The sequence below is a fragment of the Pseudoalteromonas sp. 2CM36K genome, assembly GCF_023161865.1.
Lineage (GTDB): Bacteria > Pseudomonadota > Gammaproteobacteria > Enterobacterales > Alteromonadaceae > Pseudoalteromonas > Pseudoalteromonas tetraodonis.
In genome coordinates this window covers 97,975-121,501 of sequence record NZ_JALNTK010000011.1, presented here as the reverse complement: position 1 = coordinate 121,501, position 23,527 = coordinate 97,975, and the positions used below count along the sequence as shown (strand labels likewise).

At 41.1% G+C, this 23,527-nt stretch carries 20 protein-coding genes; 5 read left to right on the top strand and 15 right to left on the bottom strand.

Going from position 1 to position 23,527, the window contains the following annotated elements; all coding sequences use genetic code 11:
* Positions 1-128 precede the first annotated feature (128 nt).
* The 4 genes from MTN97_RS08760 to MTN97_RS08745 all read right to left on the bottom strand — a co-directional run bounded on the left by MTN97_RS08760 (position 129) and on the right by MTN97_RS08745 (position 6,915).
* Positions 129-830 carry a 3'-5' exonuclease gene (locus tag MTN97_RS08760; protein WP_036982761.1) on the bottom strand — a complete coding sequence of 234 codons (702 nt, stop codon included), beginning with the start codon at positions 828-830 and terminating at the stop codon, positions 129-131.
* A 3-nt stretch (positions 831-833) separates the two neighbouring features.
* Positions 834-2,729, bottom strand: a complete 1,896-nt coding sequence (locus MTN97_RS08755; RefSeq protein ID WP_069439434.1) for a putative nucleotidyltransferase substrate binding domain-containing protein — start codon at positions 2,727-2,729, stop codon at positions 834-836.
* Between the two features lie 86 nt (positions 2,730-2,815).
* Positions 2,816-5,896: an efflux RND transporter permease subunit gene (locus MTN97_RS08750; protein WP_013464884.1), complete on the bottom strand. Its 3,081-nt coding sequence runs from the start codon at positions 5,894-5,896 to the stop codon at positions 2,816-2,818.
* A gap of 2 nt (positions 5,897-5,898) precedes the next feature.
* Entirely contained in the window at positions 5,899-6,915 is a 1,017-nt protein-coding gene (locus MTN97_RS08745) for an efflux RND transporter periplasmic adaptor subunit (RefSeq protein ID WP_138627283.1), read from the bottom strand.
* Between the two features lie 220 nt (positions 6,916-7,135).
* Between MTN97_RS08745 and MTN97_RS08740 the strand changes: the two genes are divergently transcribed.
* A complete protein-coding gene (locus MTN97_RS08740) occupies positions 7,136-7,573 on the top strand; it encodes a hypothetical protein (RefSeq protein WP_248474193.1) in 438 nt (145 codons plus the stop codon).
* Between the two features lie 56 nt (positions 7,574-7,629).
* Here the strand turns inward: MTN97_RS08740 and MTN97_RS08735 are convergent, their stop codons facing one another.
* The gene (locus tag MTN97_RS08735; RefSeq protein ID WP_248474192.1) at positions 7,630-8,637 is read right to left on the bottom strand and encodes a rhodanese-related sulfurtransferase; all 1,008 of its coding nucleotides are present in this window, start codon (positions 8,635-8,637) and stop codon (positions 7,630-7,632) included.
* 205 nt (positions 8,638-8,842) lie between these two features.
* Here MTN97_RS08735 and MTN97_RS08730 point away from each other — a divergent pair, with 205 nt between their 5' ends.
* Complete coding sequence (locus MTN97_RS08730) at positions 8,843-10,165, top strand: DEAD/DEAH box helicase (protein WP_248474191.1); 1,323 nt, start codon at positions 8,843-8,845, stop codon at positions 10,163-10,165.
* 2 nt (positions 10,166-10,167) lie between these two features.
* On the top strand, positions 10,168-10,998 hold the full coding sequence (locus MTN97_RS08725; protein ID WP_248474190.1) for a S1 RNA-binding domain-containing protein: 831 nt from the start codon (positions 10,168-10,170) through the stop codon (positions 10,996-10,998).
* Between the two features lie 55 nt (positions 10,999-11,053).
* Here the strand turns inward: MTN97_RS08725 and MTN97_RS08720 are convergent, their stop codons facing one another.
* The 10 genes from MTN97_RS08720 to gyrA all read right to left on the bottom strand — a co-directional run bounded on the left by MTN97_RS08720 (position 11,054) and on the right by gyrA (position 21,809).
* Positions 11,054-11,428: a hypothetical protein gene (locus MTN97_RS08720; RefSeq protein WP_248474189.1), complete on the bottom strand. Its 375-nt coding sequence runs from the start codon at positions 11,426-11,428 to the stop codon at positions 11,054-11,056.
* 90 nt (positions 11,429-11,518) lie between these two features.
* Entirely contained in the window at positions 11,519-12,223 is a 705-nt protein-coding gene (pyrF, locus tag MTN97_RS08715) for an orotidine-5'-phosphate decarboxylase (protein WP_248474188.1), read from the bottom strand.
* Positions 12,224-12,256: 33 nt separating this feature from the next.
* A complete protein-coding gene (lapB, locus tag MTN97_RS08710; protein ID WP_069439429.1) occupies positions 12,257-13,393 on the bottom strand; it encodes a lipopolysaccharide assembly protein LapB in 1,137 nt (378 codons plus the stop codon).
* A gap of 2 nt (positions 13,394-13,395) precedes the next feature.
* A complete protein-coding gene (locus MTN97_RS08705; RefSeq protein WP_036982773.1) occupies positions 13,396-13,677 on the bottom strand; it encodes a lipopolysaccharide assembly protein LapA domain-containing protein in 282 nt (93 codons plus the stop codon).
* A gap of 21 nt (positions 13,678-13,698) precedes the next feature.
* The gene (gene ihfB, locus MTN97_RS08700) at positions 13,699-13,986 is read right to left on the bottom strand and encodes an integration host factor subunit beta (protein WP_008114744.1); all 288 of its coding nucleotides are present in this window, start codon (positions 13,984-13,986) and stop codon (positions 13,699-13,701) included.
* Positions 13,987-14,053: 67 nt separating this feature from the next.
* A complete protein-coding gene (gene rpsA, locus MTN97_RS08695) occupies positions 14,054-15,721 on the bottom strand; it encodes a 30S ribosomal protein S1 (RefSeq protein WP_002961176.1) in 1,668 nt (555 codons plus the stop codon).
* A 95-nt stretch (positions 15,722-15,816) separates the two neighbouring features.
* Positions 15,817-16,527, bottom strand: coding sequence for a (d)CMP kinase (gene cmk, locus MTN97_RS08690; protein ID WP_069439428.1), 711 nt, complete (start codon positions 16,525-16,527; stop codon positions 15,817-15,819).
* 107 nt (positions 16,528-16,634) lie between these two features.
* Positions 16,635-17,912 carry a 3-phosphoshikimate 1-carboxyvinyltransferase gene (gene aroA / locus MTN97_RS08685; RefSeq protein WP_214552421.1) on the bottom strand — a complete coding sequence of 426 codons (1,278 nt, stop codon included), beginning with the start codon at positions 17,910-17,912 and terminating at the stop codon, positions 16,635-16,637.
* A complete protein-coding gene (gene serC, locus MTN97_RS08680) occupies positions 17,912-18,994 on the bottom strand; it encodes a 3-phosphoserine/phosphohydroxythreonine transaminase (protein WP_069439426.1) in 1,083 nt (360 codons plus the stop codon). The genes aroA and serC overlap by 1 nt, the downstream gene beginning before the upstream one ends.
* Positions 18,995-19,109: 115 nt before the next feature.
* Positions 19,110-21,809 (bottom strand): DNA topoisomerase (ATP-hydrolyzing) subunit A, encoded by a 2,700-nt coding sequence (gene gyrA / locus MTN97_RS08675; RefSeq protein WP_069439425.1) that lies wholly within the window; start codon positions 21,807-21,809, stop codon positions 19,110-19,112.
* A 178-nt stretch (positions 21,810-21,987) separates the two neighbouring features.
* On the opposite strand from gyrA, the gene ubiG reads away from it, so the two are divergent.
* Both ubiG and MTN97_RS08665 read left to right on the top strand, forming a co-directional pair.
* A complete protein-coding gene (ubiG, locus tag MTN97_RS08670) occupies positions 21,988-22,698 on the top strand; it encodes a bifunctional 2-polyprenyl-6-hydroxyphenol methylase/3-demethylubiquinol 3-O-methyltransferase UbiG (protein WP_248474187.1) in 711 nt (236 codons plus the stop codon).
* Entirely contained in the window at positions 22,698-23,378 is a 681-nt protein-coding gene (locus tag MTN97_RS08665; RefSeq protein ID WP_248474186.1) for an HAD family hydrolase, read from the top strand. The genes ubiG and MTN97_RS08665 overlap by 1 nt, the downstream gene beginning before the upstream one ends.
* The last annotated feature ends 149 nt before the right edge of the window (positions 23,379-23,527 follow it).

The following is a 23,527-nucleotide window of genomic DNA, read 5'->3' as shown; positions in this document are numbered from 1 at the left end:
TTTCTAATATCGGATTTTGAAGCCATGGAAAGATCAGTCAAGTGATCATAAAAATATTCTTAACTGATCTGCATTACGCAAATTGCGGCTTTTTTTGTGCTCTATTTTTAACAGTAACGCTTCAATAGCTAAAGCCAAATTTCACTCAGTGGCGTGTCTGATCTATAGTGGTAACTCAGCTGCGCTTGCAGCAGCTCGGCAGTGGCTAGTGCATCAGTAAGCGCGTTATGGTTTTGATACAATGGCAATGAATAACGCTCCCGTGTATCACTTAACCTAAGTGATCCTAGCTTTGAATTAAACAGCCTGCCTAATAGCCCCTGCCGTGCTTTAAGCGCCCGCCTTTCTATTTCCATCGTATCAACTAGTGCAAACTCAATGCCCTCTTTTATACGCATAAGTAACGCGTTATAAAAAAAATGACGTTCTATTGCGGCATAATGTACCACCACCACTTTGCCTTTAAGGGCATCAAGCAGTGGCGCTAAAATTCGATTAAGATCAGGGGCTTCATCCACTTCTGAATGAGTAATTCCATGAATAACTATTGACTCTTCACTTAAATCTCGTCGAGGTTGCACAACCCAGTGGCGGCTCTCTTTACAATAAATACGATTTACATTAAAAGGCACCAGCCCCACACTAACAATATCATCGCTATTCGCATCAAGGCCGGTTGTTTCAAAGTCGAGCGCCACAAAAGGGACATCTTTAAGTGGAGCAGCCTGATTGGTAAACGCTTGTTGATAAAAGTCTTTAAGCAGCGGGTTTTGCGCAGTTTGCAATAACTGCTCGTAGCGCTGTGGCCACCTTAACGTTGATTTACTCATAATTTATTTCACACCCGAATGCGCAGAATAACTAAATTTTAAAAAGCTCTGGGCTTTCTCTAAAATAGCAAAAGCTTCTTTTAAATTACTTTGCTCAAAGGGTGAAAGTAAGTGGGGGTCTAAATCATTATCTGGGGCTTCACCCTGCTCTATTTGCCATGCCTGATGACGAATACGCACTGTGGCAATATACTCAAACGCATCACGCAAATCTTGTGCTTTACCTTTAGGCAGTAAATTTGCCTCTATAATATCTTCTAAGCGCTCAAAGGAGTTTTGTTTACGTGAGCCAACCGCTAACGCGTGCACGCGCACCACATCAGATAGCGGCGCCGTACCACGGCGTTTTAAGTTCATTGAGCGCTTATGCTGGCCATTATGCTCAAGTACAAAGCCGTTAAAGAATCCTAATGGTGGCGTTCTGTTGCGAGCATTAGCAGCAAGGTTTGCTAAAAAGCGCTTATTTACTTTGCTTTCTTTGGCCACTAGCGTTTTAAGCTCATCGGCCCATTTTAGCTTGCCCCACACACCATCTAAGTCAAAAAATATCGAGCTATTAAGCAGTGCTTGCGGTTTCGGCTCGGCCATCCAGCTAGCAAATTTTTCTTTCCATTGTGTACGGGTCATACGCCATTTTTTAAACGACGCCATAATTTCACCGTCACAATAGGTATAGCCACATTTAGCTAAACCATCACACACAAAATCTGATAGGTTTTGAAAATACTCATCGTGCAGTGCCTCATCAAAACTATTATCCAAAATGAGAGCATTATCTTGATCGGTCACAATTAGCTGCTCGTCGCGGGCCATTGAGCCTAAGGCTATAAAACAATAAGGAATAGGCGGTTCGCCAAATTTTTCTTCGGCCAATGCTAATAAACGCTGTTTAAAGGTACGCCCTATGACCGCCATAGCGGTTCCGATCATATGCGAATTTGCATCTTCATTAACCATACGTACAAATACATTAGGTAATTGGCGTGCGTAATGAACTAGGTCATCAACTGATTGCTGCGCTAAAATACCGCGTACTAACAGTAAGCTACTTTGTGATTCATAACGTAAAATGTCAGACAGTGATATTACCCCAATTGGCCGTTTTTTATGTACCACAGGTAAATGATGTAAGTTATCTCTTAGCATGGCTAATACGGCTTCAAACACATAGGCGTTGCTATCAAGTAGTACTAAGCTTGATGTCATTACTTCTTTGGCGGGTGTATCATATGTTAACCCTTGGGCGACCACTTTAGTGCGAATGTCTCTGTCGGTTATAATTCCAACGACTTGACCGTCGTCTTCTTCTGGGTCGTCGCTTATTTGTTTTTCTATGTCAGTAACTAACACTGAAGACACTGATTCTTGGGTCATTAAAAACGCGACGTCTTTAATAGCAGTTTGCATTGTTACTGTGACCACATCACGGTGTAATAATGACTTCACTTTCGCGGTGGTTAAATCATTACTATCGGCTTGCTCTACAATGGCTTGATGCAAACGTACGTTACCATCAACTTCGAAAAAATCGGCAAAGGTTTCGTATTTATCACAGTATTCATTGAAGGTATTAACATTAATACAATAGGTTAAGGTGTCTTCAAGCGCACGAGCCGGAAAGCGAACTTTGCGGTTCATCAATAGGCCCATTTGGCCAAAAATGCCGCCTGTGGCTAAACGATTATAGAGCTCGCCATTACGACGTGAAATTTCAACCGAGCCACTACGAATAATATATAAGTCACTAATATCTTGGCCTAAATGTAAAATATCAGTTTGTGCACGAAAATAGGCAACTTCAATTTGCATTGCTAGTTCGTTTAGTGCCTCGCTCTCAAGCGTATCAAAGGGGGGGTGTTCAACTAAAAATTGGGCTATTTCAACTTGCTCGGCCTGCATGGGTGGTCCTTGTGGCTTTAATCTAGTTGAATTGTGGGCTTAATTGGCTATTTTTTCAAAGAAAAATAGCCAATTAGCGTAATTAGTTAGTCTAACTGCTCCAGCTCTTGGGCTAATTGCTTTGATTCATCGCCACGAGGACTGGTAAAGCGGGCTAACCCTAAATAAATCACCGGTGTTAAGTAAAGCGTAAACAATACCGCTAACGCGAGTCCACCAAATACCACCCAGCCAATGGCGTTACGTGCTTCTGCTCCTGCACCTGTTGACATAATTAGGGGTAACGCACCGAGTAAGGTCGATATTAAGGTCATGGTGATTGGTCTTAAACGTACCAATGCAGCTTGTTCAACCGCTTTTCGAACACTCAGCCCCTGATCTCTTAATTGATCAGCAAACTCGACTAATAAAATTGCATTTTTAGCGATTAACCCAATTAACATCACTAGGCCTATTTGCGAGTAAATATTTAGTGAGGTGCCGGTTAAATATAGCGCTAGAATGGCCGATGTAATCCCAAATGGTACAGTGATCATTACTACAATTGCGCTGTTAACATTTTCAAATTGCGCCGCAAGTACTAAAAACACAATTAAAAATGCCAATACGTAGGTCATTAATACTTCGTTGGAGGTTTCTTCAAATGTCAGTGCTTCCCCTTTAAATGCAAGAGTAATACCTGCTGGTAATGATTGCTCAGACACTTGTTTTATTTGTTCCACTAAGGTGGCAATTGTTAAGCCCTCAGGCAGCTCCATACTGAGCTCTATGGCACGGCGCTGAGCATGACGCTCAAGCTCTGCGGCAACCCCTTCCTCTGAAATGTTAGCGACACTACTTAGCGGCACCAATTGATTATTACGGGCTCTAATAAACAAGTTTGCTAAATCACTTGGGTCGTTAATAGTTTGATTTTGTGCCTGTAGCATAATAGGAATAGATTGATCGCCTATGTTTAAATCAGCGATATCGTCACCATTAATAGCGGCTCTTAAAGTAATTGCGATATCACTTAAAGACACGCCAAGTTCTTCTGCGCGTCGTCTGTCGATATTAACACGCAATTGTGGCTGCGATGGCTGATACGATACTCTTACTGGCGCAACCTCTGGCACGGCTTTTTCAAGATCAGCTGAGAACTGCTGTGCAGCCTTAAATATTTCAAGGTAATCTTGTCCCAGTAAAGCGATTTCTATGCCGCCACCTTGGCCACGTAAATTTAAGCTATTTGCACCACCTGGGTAAGCAGGTGCACCAGGGATGTTGCCTAAAGGCTGGCGAATTTTATTAATAATTTCTTGTTGGCTAAAGTTACGTTCATCCCAATGCTTTAATGGCACAGTAATAAACACAATATTGGGATCCCATTGCCCAACCACAGTGTAAATAGACTCAATTTCACCACTTTCAACGAAAGGCAGTAAGGTATCTTCCATTTTAATGGCTTGTCTATCCATAAAATTTAAGCCTACGCCATCAGGTCCGCGGGCAAATATTCTAATTTTACCGCGGTCTTCAGTAGGGAGCAGTTCGTTATCTAAACTCATATACAAAGCACCCGAACCGCCTGCAACTAATAAACAAACAATAAAGGTAACCCACGCATGATCCAGTACTTTATGAATTGTTTTGGTATAAATATTGGCAAGCACGTTACCAAATTTAGCAAAGGGGTGAAAACCACCTTGTTTGAGTTTTAATTTTGAGGTGAGCGCCGGCACTAACGATAACGCAACAAAGCTAGATATAATTACCGCACCAGCTAGTACGCCACCAAACTCCCTAAATAAACGCCCTGCTGTAGAGGGTAAAAATGCGATGGGTACAAACACAGCCGCTAACACTGCAGTGGTGGCAATAACGGCGAAAAATACTTCGCGGGTACCAACAACCGCTGCGGCACGCCTTCCAAGGCCTAACCCTCGCTGGCGTTGAATATTTTCACTCACTACAATTGCATCATCAACAATTAATCCTGTCGCTAATACCAGTGCTAATAAGGTTAAAATATTAATTGAAAACCCAAGTGCCCATATCAGTGCTAATGAACCTATAAGCGCAACAGGAATGGCAAATGCTGGGACTAGTGTTGCACGCCATGAACCAATAAACACCCACAAGGTGATGATCACTAGCAGTACCGTCAGTACTAATGAGTTAATCACTTCATCTACTGAGCTTCTAATAAACTGCGCATCATCTGATGTTAGCGTAAACTCCATCTCTGGAAAGCGCTCACGCATTCCCTCTATAAGGTTGAGTACTTCATCAGAAATTTCGATGGTGTTGGACTGTGCTTGGCGAATAATTTCCATGCCGATAACAGGTTTACCATTGAGCCTTACCATAGAGCGCGGATCGGCAGGACCAAAGTACACGGCAGCAATATCGCTAATGCGAGTATCGCCCTGGATTATAATGTCGCCCACCTGTGCGGGGGTAACAGACGTTGCATCAGCGCGCACTATTATTTGCTGATCGTTTGATTTTAAACTCCCTGCAGGCACATCAAAGGGGGCTTGCCTGAGTACATCGGCGACATCTGGAATAGTTAAGTTAAAGCTGCTGAGCTTTAATGGATCAATGCGAACCCTAAGCACACGTTCTCTATCGCCGTTTAATCGTACGTCGGCAACGCCAGGGATAGTTAAAAACTGCGGCGCTAAATCAACATCAACCCGCTCTGTTAATGCCTCTAACGATAAACTTTCGCTTGATACTGTTAATGAAACTACTGCTTCAGCGTCGTTATCAGCCTTAATAATAGAAACGCGCTCTACCTCTTCAGGGAGCTCTCTTTGCACTCGAGCAACTGACTCACGCGTTTCATTAGCGGCATCATCCAGATTAACACCCGGTCTAAATTCAACCACAATGCGTGAATTACCTTCTTCACTTTGTGCACGAATCGATTTAACACCGCTCACGCGGGCCACGGCACCTTCAAGTTTACTGGTAACTTCGGTATCAACGGTTTCAGGTGAACCACCAGGGAACGAGGCTGATACGGTAATACGGGGTCTGTCTACATCTGGAAGCTCTCGAACTTCTACGCCTGCTATGGCGGCAATTCCGGCAATAATAATCAGTAAATTCAGTACCACAATAAGCACTGGGCGGCGAATAGCCATTGATGGCAAGTCTTGCATCATAGGTTGCTGTTTCATGGCTACTCCTGCGTATTAGCGATTGGCGCTGAGAAGCTTAGCTCTTGGTTAGCTCGTAAGCGTTGTACGCCCTCTACCACTAAGTTATCTTGTTCTTTTAAAGCCCCCGAAACTAATAAACGACCAGCAAGTCGTTGTTCAATTTTCACATCAATTCGAGTGGCTTTTTTACCAACACTTGTCCAAACGTAAGGGCCTGTTGCTCCCCACAGTAATGCCGCTTCAGGTACAGCAGCAAAACGTTGTCCTTCTACTTCAATATGAACACGAAAACTCATGCCGGGTAAAAACTTTTGCTGCGGGTTTTCAAGCTGCGCTTTTACACGTAAGGTGCGAGTTTGTGGGTCTATTCGTGAATCTAGATAAGCAATTTTTGCGTTTACAGCATTTTGTGACTGCCAAGGGAATACTTTTACATTGCCTTTATTGCGCAGCATATAAACGGCCGATTCTGGGGCGTTAAAGTTTATATATAAAGCACGCGTATCATCAATACTTGCAATCGCCGTTTGGGGAGTAATTCTGTCACCCACTTCAACGTCGGTAAGTCCCATAGTGCCGTTAAAAGGCGCACGAACTTGGCGGTCTTCAAATTCTGTTTCTGCTTGGGTAAGGGTCACTTTTGCTAATTCAACAACTGTTTTTGCATCATCCACATCACTCTGTGGCACAGCCCCTTTTGCTTGGCTTTGCTTTAAACGTGCGAGGGTTCTTTGGGTGTCAGCAAGTTTTATTTTTGCCTCTTCAAGTGCCGCTTTTTGTCTGCGTGAATCAAGTTCGAGTAACACATCACCGGCCTTTACGCTATCACCCGGTTTAAAATGCACCGCCGTTACTTTATCGCCCACAGCCGGATATAAAATAACCGAATGAATTGCTTCGGCGTTACCGACAGCCTGAACTTGCTCTTTAGCACGTTCCATCGCTACCTGCTCCACCACGACATTGGCACTCTTTACAGATAAACTTAACGACATTAAAGAAAAAAACACGCTGGTAAAAAGAATTCGCGATTTCAAAGGAGCACCCTAATTAATTATTATTTGCATTATGTTACGCAGTTTAACAGCTCTATGATCAATAAATAGCTAAGTACGATAAATTAGCAAAACAATAAGCTGAAATTAAGCATGCTTGCCACTCTACATATTTTTACAGCTGCATACAAAATCCACACATATTTAAATTACATTTATGACTATGATTTAGCTCATCAATATTTTTAATAAAGGCACATTTATGAAAAAGAGTTTAATTATGGTGATCTTGCTATCAGGCTGTGCATCACAAGGGGTTGATCGGGCCGATCAAAATCAAGTCGTTAAACGTTATTATGCGTCTGTTGAATCAATACAAAAAGTAACACTCTCCTCAGAAGTGGGGACTGGAATAGCTGCTGGTGCGGGGTTTGGCTTTGTAGATAGCTTAGATGGCAACAAAGAAGAAATGATTGGCGGCGCGATTGTTGGTGGATTAGTCGGTGGATTATTTACTGCTTTATTTGAAGGGGGTAATAGCGCGTATCAGTATAATTTATATGCTGCTGATAAAGGTGAATTTACCGTTATTCAAAAGAAAAAGCTCGATAAAAACACAAAATGTGTGCTCGTCAATGCTGCAAATAAGGTCACGCTCTCTACTACAGATGCAAGCAATTGTGAAAAGAGTATAAAATAAAAAACCTCAGTTAAGACTGAGGTTTTTTTTAATAACGTACAAACTAAATGTACCGCTTATTTATTTCGCTGTGCGTCTTTTTGCGCTTTTTTAGCTTCTTTACGTTGTTGTAAAACAACTTGTGCTTCGTTACCAATGTGGCCTTCACCGCGCGCTTGAGCAAGCTCTATTTGCTTTTGGCGCTCTGCAAAGCGAGCGCGTTGTTCATCGGTTACATTGTCAATACAGTGGTGACACGACACCCCTTCCATGTATTCTGGCTTTTGCTTTTCTTCTTCTGTGATAGGCATGCGACATGCATGACACTGATCGTATGAGCCTTTTTGTAAGTCATGATTTACCGCTACACGGTTATCAAATACAAAGCACTCGCCTTCCCACATGGTTTCTTCTTTTGGCACTTCTTCTAGGTATTTTAATATGCCGCCTTCAAGGTGGTATACCTCATCAAAACCTTGCTCTTTCATATAGGCTGTTGATTTTTCACAGCGAATACCACCAGTACAAAACATGGCTACTTTTTTATGTTTTGATGGGTCTAGGTTTTCTTTGGCCCACTGAGGGAATTCACGGAATGTTTTAGTGTTTGGGTCTACTGCGTTTTGAAACGTACCAATTTCAATTTCGTAATCATTACGGGTATCAACAAGGATCACCTCTGGATCAGAAATAAGAGCATTCCATTCATGTGGTTTAACATAACTGCCCACTACTTTTAATGGGTCTACGCCTTCAACACCCATAGTCACAATTTCTTTTTTCAGCTTAACTTTAGTGCGGTAAAACGGGCATTCGTCATCGTATGATTCTTTCGTTACGATGTCATTTAGATTCTCTTGTGTATCTAACCATGCTAGTAAGTTATCTATTCCTTGGCGTTTAGCTGATACAGTACCGTTAATACCTTCAGCAGCAAGTAATAAAGTACCACGTACTTCGTTGGCTTCCATTACTTCTAAGAGTGGTTTACGTAGTGCTTCAAAGTTTGGTAAAGCTACAAATTTATACATAGCACATACTACAAAGTGCTCGTTTGTTACATCATTTTTATGAACAGCAGTCATTTTGCTTCCTATTTTGCTTTGATAGCCTTAAGTGGCGTTTACCGAATCGTAAATCCGGCGCATATGGGGCGCGTATTTTACGCTTTTTTTATTTAAATGCAAAAAAATGGATGATAATGCGCTTTTTACTGTTAGCGCAGTAGCTCAGTGGGCTATAATGCGCGAATAAATTTATACAGACTTGCTCATATTGGAGAAACATACATTGCACTTTACTGATCTTGGGATTGATACTCGCCTAGAAACACAATTAGCGCACCAAGGGATCACCCAGCCTACCGATATTCAAGCTCATGCTGTGCCAACGGCACTGGCGGGACATGACATTTTCGCTCAGTCAAAAACTGGGTCAGGCAAAACTTTAGCGTTTTTATTACCGGCTGTGCAGCGTGTAATGAAACAAAAAGCACTCAGTAAACGTGATCCTCGTGTACTTATTGTTGCTCCAACTCGTGAGCTTGCGACCCAAGTTTTTACTCAACTTCGATTACTTATTGCCGGTACCAACATAAAGGCCGTTAAAATCCTCGGTGGCGAAAATTTTAACGACCAAATTAAAGCACTGCGTAACGACCCTCATTTTGTTGTCGCCACACCTGGGCGTTTAGCCGATCATTTAAAGCAACGTTCATTACAATTAAGTGGCCTAGAATTACTTATATTCGATGAAGCTGACCGTATTTTAGATTTAGGTTTTACCGATCAACTTAAACTAATTAATGAACTGGCCGATCATCGTCTTCGTCAAACTTTATTGTTTTCGGCGACATTAGATCATGCTCAAGTTGATGCGTTATCGCGTAATTTATTAAAAAAACCAAAACAAATTATGCTCAGTGCGGCCAATGAACAACACAGTGATATTAAACAAACATTGTACTTAGCTGACCACCTTGATCATAAAGAAGCACTGCTTGAGCACTTTTTAAACCAAGATAACGTTGGCCAGTGCATTATATTTACTGCCACACGAGCTGATACCAGCCGTTTAAGTGAATCATTAAATAGTAAAGGCTTTAAATCTGTCGCATTAGCTGGGGATTTAACTCAAGGTAAGCGCCTTGATATTATGGATGCGTTTAGCCGTGAAAACTTTAAAATATTAATTACTACAGATGTTGCTTCGCGCGGTTTAGATTTACTCAGTGTTACCCATGTTATTAACTTTGATTTACCGAAACACGCCGAAGAATACGTTCATCGTATTGGTCGTACTGGTCGTGCTGGTTTTAAAGGTAACGCATTATCACTTGTGGGCCCTAAAGATTGGGCAAGTTACTTGGCAATAAAATCATTTTTAAATGATGAGTTATCGTTTGCTGCTGTTGAGGGTTTAAAAGCGAAATTTAAAGGCATTAAAGAGAAAAAAGTAGCGCCAATTAAACTGACTAAAAAAGCAGTGACTACTGATAAGCTACAGCCAAAACGAAAAGCAAAACCGAAAAAGCCAACGACCCCAATTAAAGCACCTCTTAATATTGATGGTGATACCCCGATGCGTCGTAAAAAAAAGCCTGAGCAGGAATAATTATGAGTTACCTAGGAACCACCCAAACCCTTTTTGTTAAAGAAGTCAGCAACGAAGGTGCCTATTTAGATGGGCATGACTTAGGTGAAGTTTTTTTACCTAAACATGAAATAAAACATGAGCTTGAAGCTGGCGATAGCATCAGCGTATTCATATTTTTAGATAATGCAAACCTGCCGACAGCCACAACTAAAAAGCCGCATGCTCAAGTCGGTGAATATGCCCTACTGCGTGTAAAAGAAATAAACAGCATAGGCGCGTTTTTAGATTGGGGCTTAGAAAAAGACGTACTCGCACCGTTTAATGAACAAAAACCACGTATGCAAGAAGGCTACTCATATTTAGTACGTTTATATCTTGATAACGCCAGTCAGCGTATTTGTGCCTCAACTAACTTTAACCGTTTTTTATCAAAAGATGAGCCTCAGTATAGTCATTTACAAGAAGTTGACTTAATTGTTGCAGGCAAAACTGATATTGGTTACAAGGTGCTTATTGAAGAATCTCATTTTGGCGTCGTGTTTTACAACATGGTGTTTAAGAACCTGTTTGTTGGTCAAAAGCTAAAAGGATTTATTCAAAAGGTACGTGAAGACGGAAAAATTGACGTCATACTTGAAAAACCAGGCATGGGTAAAGTAAGCAAGCTTGGTGAAAAAATAATGGAAAAACTAAAAGATGAAGGTGGCATATTAGCCATAGGCGATAAGTCTGAACCTGAATTAATTAAAAAAGTATTTTCGACCAGCAAAGCAAACTACAAAAAAGCCATTGGCGGTTTATTTAAACAAGGCTTAATTGATATTGAAGCTAAGTCTATTCGTTTAAAATAATTAAATAAAAAGCCACTTAAATTTTAAACCTAAGTGGCTTTTTAGTATCTGAAATTTATAACCTAATGTTTTTATAAGGTAAGGTACAGCGAGAATATTCATTTGAATATTCAATTAATACTTTTTTAGAATCTAAATTTAATGGCGCTAGCCTAAAAACTTTTTCTGTACACTCATTTTGCATTTCATCATGTGTCGCAACACAGTCTCTGCTGCTAACATCTATTCCTGCTAACACACCTTCATTGGTGTAACACAGATGCTGGGCATAATTTTGAGCAATTTTTTTAAACTTGAATAAATCAACGGGGTAACCAGATACCAAGTCAGTAACGTTTGAAACATCATCATACACTTTAGTTGAAAAAACATATTTATTAACAGCAAGGCCACTAATGATAATTACAACTAAAAATATTATTATACGCAAATCAAATCCCTCACTGCACACCCGTAATTTAAATGTAGCACAAAGAAAAGCAGTTGTAAGGAACTGCTCTTAATTATGCTAATTTTAAATTTAAGCTATTGATTCATTTACATCATTTAGTACTTTTACAGGGTTTTGTGCCTGGGTGATCGGACGCCCAATCACTAAATAGTCACTACCCGCTTCAATCGCTTCTTTAGGTGTCATAATACGTTTTTGATCGCCCGCATCACTGTCCGCTGGGCGAATACCTGGCGTAACTAATTTAAACTCTTTCCCTAAAGTAGCCTTTAAACTTTGCGCTTCTTGCGCGGAACAAACAACACCATCAAGCCCTGCTTGCTTTGTCAATTTAGCTAAATGCATAACTTGCTCTTGGGGAGATTTAGTTATACCTAAACGCTCAAGTTCAGCTTCGTCCATGCTGGTTAATACAGTTACTGCAATAAGTAATGGCGCTTTGTCGCCAAACTGCTCAAGTGCTTGTTTAGCTTTATGCATCATTTCATAACCGCCCGATGCATGTACATTGACCATCCATACACCCATTTTAGCCGCAGCAGTCACCGCTTTAGCAACGGTATTTGGAATATCGTGAAACTTTAAATCTAAAAATACATCAAAACCTAAATCGACCAATTCTTTAACAAATGCAGGACCAAAATAAGTAAACATTTCTTTGCCCACTTTTAATCGACAGGTATCTGGTGATAACTGTTTTACAAATGCTAAAGCAGTTTGCTGATCATCATAATCAAGCGCGATAAGAATTTTTTTTGATTTTTCGAAAGACATAACTATCCTACTAGTGAGCGAAAAGTATAAAGATTAAAATCCGTCTAAGCCTCTGCTAGGCACAATGGTTTCCCAGTGTTTACATGAAGGGCAATTCCAATAAATGGTGTAGCTAGTAAAGCCACAATGCTGACATTGAAAGTCGGGCTTAGTAGCGATATATGAGGTAACAAGTTTATCTATTTGATTAAGCACATCTTTTGTATTTTTATTTTCGGCGCTCATTAACTGCAATAAAAAACTAAAACCACGAATTGTGGGCTGACGTTTTAAACTATCAGTTAAAAACTCAAAGGCTTGTTCTGTATGGCCTTGCTCAAGCAACGCTTGGCAGTGTTGTATTTTTATCATTACTCCACCTTTTTCTAATAACTCCGCAACGAGTTCATGAAACTGATGGGTTAATTTTAGTTGCTTATAACTATGCGCTAACTTTTCAATAAACAATGGCGCAAAAAAAGTAAATTGGCAGATGAGTTCTCGCCAATAGTAAATTGCTTTTACGTAATCTTCTTTGGTGTAAGCTGACAGTCCAAGCTCATATAAAGGCCTAATTGTTTTAAAGTTTAAACTGATGGCTTTACGCATAAGTTGTGGGTTATTACTGGCAATGGCATGCTCACAGTAAAAATTAGCGATGGCTTTAAAGTGTTGTTCTTTTGAAAAAAGCTCAGTATGCGCTTCAAACATATTAATGCCTTTTTCCCATTCACGGGTTTGTGAATATAAAGAAATAATAGGATCGAGTGCATCTGCATGGCTATTTTTTACCAGCCATATTAAATGTTCCTCTGCGCTGTCTAATAAGCCAGCCATAATATAATCTTCGGCTAGTTCTAAACGGCTATTAGCGGCTTGTTTTTCGTTAAGGCTTGGGTGTTTTAGCAGCAGTTCGTGAATTTTTATTGCGCGGTCAAGCTCACCACGACGGCGAAACATGGTTGCTAAAGTAGAGTAATGTTCAACAGAGTCAGCAGCTACTTCGAGCAAATTAATTAAGTGCTCAAGCCCCTGATCTTCTTCTCTATCCAGTAAAAACTTTAAGCCTTTACTGTACTCAGAAGTAATTTGACGATTAAACTGATGAGCCTGATTTTTTGCACTGTTTTTCCCCATGATCCAACCATATCCGGCAGCAACGGGAAGCAGTAAAAACAACAGCTCAATCATAATTAGGTGTCTTTGTTGGCAATACGCTTATTATTATCTTTTTCAGGCGTTAATTGCTTTTTTAAACGGTAATTTTGCCACTTTAATTGCGTGAACAATTTAAAACTCACAAAACAACCCACTACAACACCTAGCAAAAAGCAGATACTTAGTATAACGGCTAAAGGTAATGTATTACTGGCTATTATGTAGTTAATTTGTGTTAATTGTGGATTTTGCGAACCCAATACAAACGCACCAATTAAAAAAAGTGCCGCCAGAATAATTTTTAATACCTTGAACAAGTAACTACTCCAATAATTTTACTAAGCAATGCTCTCGTTTACACGGTCACGTAGTTCTTTGCCTGGCTTAAAATGAGGTACATGCTTACCATCTAACTCTACAGTTTCTCCTGTTTTAGGGTTACGGCCTGTACGAGGCGCACGGTAATGCAAAGAGAAACTTCCAAAACCTCGGATCTCAATACGATCTGAAGAAGATAATGAGCCGGCCATTTGTTCAAGAATCTCTTTAACAGCGTTCTCAACATCTTTCACAGGAATATGTGAATGTTGTTCAGCAAGTGTTTCTATCAGTTCTGACTTAGTCATAGCGTTTCCTTAAAAAGAAATAGTGGAAGGGCATAAACTGCCCTTCCAATTAAAAGACTATAATTAATTAGTCTTTTTGTGCATTTGCGAAAGCAGCTGCCATTGCGTTTTCAAACACTGGCTCTTCTTTCTTAAGCTTCTCTAGTACTTCTTTCTCTTCTGCTTCGAAAAGAGCTTTAACAGATAAGCTTAAAGTGCGGTTCTTACGATCAACACCAACGTATTTAACTTCAATCTCGTCGCCTACAGAAACAACAGTAGTTGCATCTTCAACGCGCTCTTGAGCGATATCAGCTACACGGATGTAACCTTCAACGCCTTCGATAAGTTCAACAGTTGCGCCTTTCGCATCAACTTCAGTCACTTTACCTTTAACAATAGCACCTTTTTTGTTTGCATCAAGGTAGTTATTGAATGGGTCAGCTTCGATTTGCTTAACACCTAGAGAGATACGTTCACGCTCTGGGTCAACTTGCAATACGATAGCAGTGATTTCGTCGCCTTTCTTGAATTCACGTACAGCTTCTTCGCCAGGTGTATTCCAAGAAATGTCTGAAAGGTGTACAAGACCATCAATACCACCGTCAAGACCGATAAAGATACCGAAGTCAGTGATTGATTTGATCTTACCAGTAACTTGGTCGCCTTTGTTTTGTAGACGAGCAAATTCCTGCCAAGGATTAGCAATACATTGCTTAAGACCAAGAGAAATACGACGACGCTCTTCATCGATTTCAAGAACCATAACTTCAACAGTGTCACCTAGAGAAACAACTTTTGAAGGGTGGATGTTCTTGTTAGTCCAATCCATTTCAGAAACGTGTACTAGACCTTCAACGCCTTCTTCGATTTCTACGAAGCAACCGTAATCAGTAAGGTTAGTTACACGACCAGAAAGCTTAGAACCTTCTGGGTAACGACCAGCGATAGCTGCCCATGGATCTTCGCCAAGCTGTTTAAGGCCTAGAGATACACGAGTTTTATCTTTGTCGAATTTAAGAACTTTAACTGCGATTTCGTCGCCAACATTAACGATTTCTGAAGGGTGCTTAACACGCTTCCACGCCATGTCAGTGATGTGTAGTAGACCATCAACACCACCAAGGTCAACGAATGCACCGTAGTCAGTAAGGTTCTTAACGATACCTTTAACTTCTTGACCTTCAACAAGGTTAGCAAGAAGCTCTTCACGCTCTTGTGAGTTTTCAGATTCGATAACTGCACGACGTGAAACAACAACGTTGTTACGTTTTTGATCAAGCTTGATTACTTTAAATTCAAGCTCTTTGCCTTCAAGGTGAGTTGTGTCACGTACTGGACGAACATCAACAAGTGAACCAGGTAGGAAAGCACGGATTGAATCAACTTCAACTGTGAAACCGCCTTTAACTTTACCGTTGATAACACCAGTAACAGTTTCTTGCTCTTCACATGCTTTCTCAAGACGGATCCACGCTTCGTGACGCTTCGCTTTCTCGCGAGAAAGGATAGTTTCACCGAAACCGTCTTCGATTGCATCTAGTGCAACATCTACTTCGTCGCCTACAGCAACTTCTAGTTCACCAGCAGCATTTTTGAACTGCTCTGCAGGGATAGCACTTTCTGATTTAAGACCAGCATCTACAAGTACAATGTTATTCTCGATAGAAATAACTGTACCTTTAACGATAGAGCCTTGCTCTGCTTCAAAACCCTTTAAGCTTTCTTCAAATAACTGCGCAAAATTTTCTGACATACGAATATACGTCTCATATATTAATACCAATAAGCAACCATGCTGCATGGGGTTGTTAAAATAGCACTGGCATCCTGCTGGTGCATAAAATGTATTTAGCTTCGTTTAGGAAGCTTACCTTCTGAGATGCTCGCATCTAATAAAGTTATAACTTTATCAAACACTTGCTGAGCGTTAAGCTCGCTAGTATCAAGCTCAATCGCATCCTCTGCAGGTACAAGCGGCGCAACGGCACGATTCATATCGCGATCATCACGTGCTTGAATGTCCTGTAATAGACCACTTAGTGTAACATCAAGCCCGCGCTCATTCAACTCAACAAAACGTCTGCGAGCACGTTCTTCTGCACTTGCGGTTAGAAATATCTTTAATGGCGCATCTGGAAATACCACAGTGCCCATATCGCGGCCATCGGCAATTAAACCGTTTTCTGTTCTAAACGCACGCTGGCGGCGAAGCAACGCTTCTCGAACACGCGGTAATGCGGCTACTTTAGACGCTGCAGCACCTACTTCTTCATTTCGAATAGTGGTTGTGACATCTTCGCCTTCTAAAATAATCTTTCCTGCATTAGTGTCATTGTCTATCAAAAACTGCACATCAAGATTTGCAGCTAGTGGGACAAGTGCTTCCTCGTTATCTAAAGCAATTTGGTGATGAAGTGCTGCAAGTGATAGTACGCGATAAATTGCTCCGCTATCTAACACATCCCAGCCTAATTTTTCAGCCAATAGGCGACAAACAGTTCCTTTACCAGAACCACTTGGGCCATCTACGGTGATTACGGGCATTAATAACGCCGGCATTTAAAACCTCCTTCAATGCACACCAAAATAAACCGCCACATTATACGCCAATTAATAAAGATTATCCGCTTTTAGTATGTAACTTTTTATAAATACTTATAAATAGCTTATTTACTGACAGATGCTAACACTTTGAAAAATTTTGGGAATGTCTTATAAGTACAAGCCGGATCGTTAATCGTTATAGGCTTGCCCCCTACCGCTACCATTGCAAAGCACATGGCTATACGGTGATCGTCGTAGGTATCTACAGCCACATTATTAAAATGTTTTGGCGGTGTGATCTCAATAAAGTCGTGCCCTTCAACCACGTTAGCCCCTACTTTTTTAAGCTCGGTGGCCATCGCATGTAAACGGTCAGTTTCTTTTACCCGCCAGTTATAAATATTACGAATAGCGGTTGGCCCTTTTGCAAACAAGGCAACAGTCGCCAGGGTCATTGCAGCATCAGGTATAGCATTAGCATCAATATCAATACCGTTAAGCTCACCTTTACGAACAACTAAACGCTCGTCATACCAATCAATTTTGGCACCGACCTGCTCCATCACTTTAGCAAAGCCAATATCACCTTGAACTGATTTAGCGCCGACGCCTTTAATTTCTATTTCGCCACCGGCAATTGCTGCAGCAGCAATAAAATAAGAAGCCGATGAAGCATCACCTTCAACCATTATGCGCTCAACAGCTTGGTATTGCTGAGCACCTTTAACGAAGAACGTGGTGTAATTATCATGCTCAACAGCCACACCAAAGCGCGCCATCACATCCAGAGTAATATCAATATAAGGCTTAGAGACTAAGGTGCCTTTAATTTTAATGTGTGTATCGCCTTTAAATAACGGCGCAGCCATGAGCAGCGCCGTTAAAAATTGACTTGAAATACTGCCGTCAATTTCGACTTCACCGCCGGCTATTTGCCCACCGATAATTTTAAGTGGTGGGTAATCTTTATTTTTTAAATAACTAACATCCCCCCCGAGCGCTTGTAAAGCATCAACTAAATGCCCTATAGGGCGCTCTTCCATGCGCGGCTCGCCAATTAATTCATATTCACCAGATACTGCAGCAAGTACCGCAGTTAGAGGACGATACGCAGTGCCTGCATTTCCTAAAAATAATGGCTCATTGGGCGTTTTAAATACACCGCCGACCCCTTCCACAGTTGCCACAGTACGATCATCATTAAGGGTTACATTAACACCTAATAATTTTAATGCACCTAGCATATGGCGAATATCATCGCTATCAAGCAGGTTTTCTACAACGGTAGTCCCTTGAGCCAGCGCAGCTAATAATAAAATACGGTTTGATAGGCTTTTAGACCCAGGTAGAATAACACTGCCATTAACACGAGAAATTGGCTCTAAGCGTAGTTGTTCCATTAGCTGTGCTCCTTAGCAAATGCCGCCATAAAATCTACCAATGCTTGTACACCTTCAAGTGGCATAGCATTATAAATGCTAGCACGCATACCACCCACTATTCTATGCCCCTCTAGGGCAAGTAAACCGGCTTCTTTAGATTGCGTTACAAACTTTTCGTTTAAGCTTTCATCATTTAACCAAAATGGTACATTCATACGAGAGCGACAATGCGGCGCAACTTTATTGGTATAAAAAGGCGATTCATCAATAAAGTCATAAAGCAGCTTAGCTTTAGCAATATTTTGTGCTTCCATTGCTTTGACGCCACCATTTTGCTCTAGCCATTCAAATACTTCGGCTGCTAGGTACCACGCAAAAGTAGGCGGTGTATTAAACATGCTGCCTTGTTTTGCCTCAAGGGCGTAATCTAAAATACCCGGCTTAGCGAGCCCTTCACGCTCAAGTAGCGTTTTGCGAACAATCACAATAGCAATGCCCGACGGACCGATATTTTTTTGTGCACCCGCGTAGATTAAATCAAATTTATTAACGTCGATTTCGCGCGATAAAATAGTCGATGACATATCGGCCACAATCGGCGCCGTTGGATGACTGGGTACATCAAATATTTCAAGGCCGTCTACGGTTTCATTCGGGCAATAGTGAATGTAAGACGCATCTGCAGGTAAAACCCAATCGGCTACCTGCTTAATAGAAAACAGGCCGTTATCATCATTGCGCACATCAACAGCGTGTGTATTTGTAAACTTATCGGCTTCGCTGGTTGCACTTTTTGACCACACGCCGTTCTCACAATACACCGCTTTTTTTCCATCAACATGGAGGTTTAAAGGCACGGCACTAAATTGTCCTCGACCGCCGCCGTGCATAAACAGCACTTCAAACTCATCACTAATATTCATTAAACGACGCAGACTAGCTTCACACTTAGCCGTTAATGCTAAAAATTCTTTACTGCGATGGCTCATTTCCATTACTGAAACGCCAAGCCCTTGCCAGTCTAAAAACTCTTTTTGTGCTTTTTGCATTACAGCCGGTGGTAACATTGCAGGGCCTGCACAAAAATTATATATACTCATTACCTTTTCCTCATTCCAGTAATTTACTGTTTAACTTGAATTAAACTAATTCAAGTGTCTTTAGTTTTTTTCAACCATATAAAAAAAGCGGCCAAGGCCGCTTTTTTCAATCTAATTATTCTGAAGGAGGATTGTCATCCGCCACTTCATCAATAACTGTATCTACTGTTTCAACGTCTTCGATATCAACTAAGTCACTTTCAGTCACTTCAATCTCTTCGATACGTTGTAAACCAACTACTTGCTCTTCGTCAATAGTTCTGATCAAAATAACACCTTGGGTGTTACGTCCAACCGTAGAAACTTCATTAACGCGAGTACGTACTAAGGTACCACGATTCGAAATAATCATTATTTCGTCGTTGTCATCAACCTGTACAGCACCAACAACAGCACCGTTACGCTCACTCACTTTGATTGATACAACACCTTGTGTTGCACGACTCTTCGATGGGTAATCTTCAAGTTGAGTACGCTTGCCGTAACCATTTTCTGTCACTGTTAATATTGCGCCATCATTCTTTGGTACAATAAGTGATACAACACGCTGATCGTCTGGCATCTTAATACCACGAACACCCGTTGCAGTTCGGCCCATAGGACGTACACCTTTGAAACGGATTTCAGGTTTGCCTTCTTCGTCTAGTACTGGGTTACCATTTTCATCAACGACAGCCGTTTCTTCAGCCTCTTTAAAGCGAACAACTTTACCCGCATCAGTGAACAACATAATTTCGTTGCTGCCATCGGTAATATCAACACCGATTAAGCTATCACCTTCGTTTAAGTTAACCGCAATGATTCCGCTTGCACGTTGACGACTGTATGCCGTTAATGGCGTCTTCTTAACCGTACCGAACGCCGTCGCCATAAAGATGTATTTATCATCTTCATAATCGCGTACTGGCAGGATTGCAGTAATACGTTCATCTGCTTCAAGTGGTAATAAGTTAACAATTGGCTTACCGCGCGCTGCACGACTGGCAAGTGGCAACTGGTATACTTTAAGCCAATATAAACGACCCGCTGTAGAGAAACAAAGAATAGTATCGTGAGTGTTGGCAACCAATAAACGTTCAATGAAATCTTCATCTTTCATCTTAGTTGCTGACTTGCCTTTACCACCACGACGCTGGGCTTCGTAATCACTTAACGCTTGGTACTTAACGTACCCTTCGTGTGACAAGGTCACAACCACGTTTTCTTCGTTGATTAAATCTTCAAGGCTTATATCGTGTGCAGCGGCATTAATTTCAGTGCGGCGCTCATCACCATATTGCTCTTTAATTTCAACGAGCTCATCACGAATAACTTCCATTAAACGTTCCGGACTTGCCAAAATTAATAATAGTTCGGCAATTAGGTCGAGTAACGATTGGTACTCAGTTAGAATTTTTTCGTGCTCAAGACCAGTAAGTTTGTGTAAACGTAAGTCTAATATTGCTTGGGCTTGCTGCTCAGAAATATAATACTGACCATCACGAATACCCAGTTCGCTTGCTAACCAATCTGGGCGTGCTACGTTGTCTTCGCCTGCTTTATCAAGCATGGCTTTAACATTACCTAATTCCCAAGGACGCGCTGTTAGTGCAACTTTTGCTTCAGCGGGCGTAGGCGACTTACGAATAAGTTCGATAATTGGGTCAATGTTTGCCAGTGCAATCGCTAAACCTTCTAGCGTATGTGCACGGTCGCGAGCTTTGCGTAAATCAAATACCGTACGACGGGTAACAACTTCACGGCGGTGAATAATAAACTCTTCAAGCATTTCTTTTAAGTTGAAACACTTGGGCTGGTTATTAATTAACGCAACCATATTCATACCAAACACAGTTTGTAACTGAGTTTGTGAATAAAGGTTGTTTAGAATAACTTCACCTACGTCACCACGTTTGATCTCAATAACGATACGCATACCGTCTTTATCTGATTCATCACGTAATGCGCTGATCCCTTCAATTTTTTTATCTTTAACTAGCTCGGCGATTTTTTCAATCAAACGTGCTTTGTTAACTTGGTAAGGGATTTCATGAACAATAATTGTTTCACGGCCGGTTTTCTCATCGGTTTCAATCTCAGCTCGCGCACGCATGTACACTTTACCGCGACCGGTTTGATAAGCTTGTTCAATGCCTTTTTTACCGTTGATAATTGCCGCAGTTGGGAAATCTGGACCTGGAATATAATCCATTAACTCGGTAATGGTTAACTCAGGGTTTTGAATAAGCGCTAAACAGCCATTCACTACTTCTGTTAAGTTATGTGGCGGAATATTTGTCGCCATACCAACAGCAATACCTGACGAACCATTAACTAACAGGTTAGGTATTTTAGTCGGTAATACATCAGGAATTTGCTCTGTGCCATCGTAGTTAGGCACAAAATCAACCGTTTCTTTTTCAAGATCGGCTAATAATTCGTGCGACATTTTTGCCATACGTACTTCTGTATAACGCATTGCCGCTGCTGAATCACCATCAACCGAACCAAAGTTACCCTGACCATCAACTAACATATAACGAAGAGAGAATGGCTGAGCCATACGTACGATGGTGTCATAAACTGCACTGTCGCCGTGTGGGTGGTATTTACCGATTACGTCACCGACCACACGGGCCGATTTTTTGTAAGGCTTGTTCCAGTCATTACTAAGCTCGTTCATTGCAAACAAGACGCGGCGGTGAACAGGTTTTAAACCGTCACGTACGTCTGGTAATGCACGTCCTACAATTACACTCATGGCGTAATCTAAGTAGGAGTTTTTTAACTCGTCTTCAATATTGACTGGCAGAATTTCATTGGCGAGATCAGTCATTTGATATCACATTCCTTCAGTATCAGCTCTTAACAACCCAGTATTAGGTATTAAGAGTGTTTGTTATTATTTCTAAGCAGCCATGCTATCACAATTAATTTTAATTTACAGGCGCAAAACTTTGCGATTTATCAATTTAGGCCTATATAATGGCCTCAGATTGACGAGGAAGTATTTTATGACCGAACATCAAAATGTAGATAACGCAGAAATAGCAAAGTTTGAAGCCATCGCAGAGCGTTGGTGGGATTTAGAAGGCGAATTTAAACCCTTACACGAAATTAATCCATTACGATTAGATTTTATCGCTGACAAAACTAAAGGGTTATTTGATAAAGAAACCCTCGATGTAGGATGTGGTGGCGGTATTTTAAGTCACAGCATGGCACGAATGGGCGCAAACGTAACAGGTATCGATATGGGGCAAGAGCCTTTAACTGTCGCCAAGTTACACAGCTTAGAAACAAGTGTCCCCGTTGAATATATAAAAGTACCTGCAGAACAATTTGCTGATGAGCACCCTGAGCGCTTTGATGTGATCACTTGCATGGAAATGTTAGAGCACGTCCCCGACCCCGCTTCTATTATTCATGCGGTCGCTAAATTAGCAAAACCTGGGGCCGATGTTTTTTTCTCTACTCTTAATAAAACCCCAAAAGCTTACTTATACGCTATTGTCGGTGCTGAAAAACTGTTAAAAATGGTCCCTGAAGGTACCCATGATCATAAAAAGTTTATTAAACCTGCACAATTAATTGCATGGGCAGAGCTAGCTGGCTTAAAAGTACGTGCCAGTGCTGGTTTAAGTTATAACCCGCTTTCTAAGCAATACACAATGAATGATGATGTAAGCGTAAATTATATGCTGCATTTTGAGAAGTTAGTGTAATGGCAAGCTCGCAAACACCTGCTAGCCCAATTGAATATCAAGCACTGCTGTTTGACTTAGATGGCACTTTACTTGATACCGCTGATGATTTAGGCGCTGCACTTAATAGTGTGCTGCATAATCATCAACAACACCAAGTAGGCAGTGATATATATCGCCCCGCAGCTTCAAATGGCGCAGCAGCCTTACTTGCTGCTGGTTTTAAAGAAGGCTGGGCGCAACAACCGCAAGAGCAACTTTTAGCAGAGCTAGTTGCACACTACGCTGCCAATATTGCCACCCATACCCAATGTTTTGTTGGTATAGAGCAACTACTCATTGCACTTGGTAATAAAGGAATACCTTGGGGCATTATGACAAATAAGCCTGGTTTTTTAACCGATCCTTTAGTCAGGGCCATTCCTGCGTTAAAGAGTGCGCAAATTGTGATAAGCGGTGATACCTTAGCAGAATCTAAGCCTTCACCCCTTCCTTTATTACATTGTGCTGAGCAAATGAGTGTTGATCCTTCGCGTTGCCTGTATATAGGTGATGCACAGCGGGACATACAAGCAGGAAAAGCTGCGAATATGCACACCGCTACCGCACTGTGGGGATATGTACCGAGTGTAGACGAAGCACTGGCTTGGAATGCAGATTTTAATTGGCATAGCCCTATAGATGCTTTTAACCACATATAGTGCCATGTTAATTAATAAACACTACATATTGTGATTGTGTTAGTTTTTACGCAAAGCTTGATGATAAAAAAAGCAGACAAAAATTTTTTTTAAAAAGCGTAAATTTAATCTTTCCTTAGTTGATTTTTACAAATTTCAACTTAACCGAA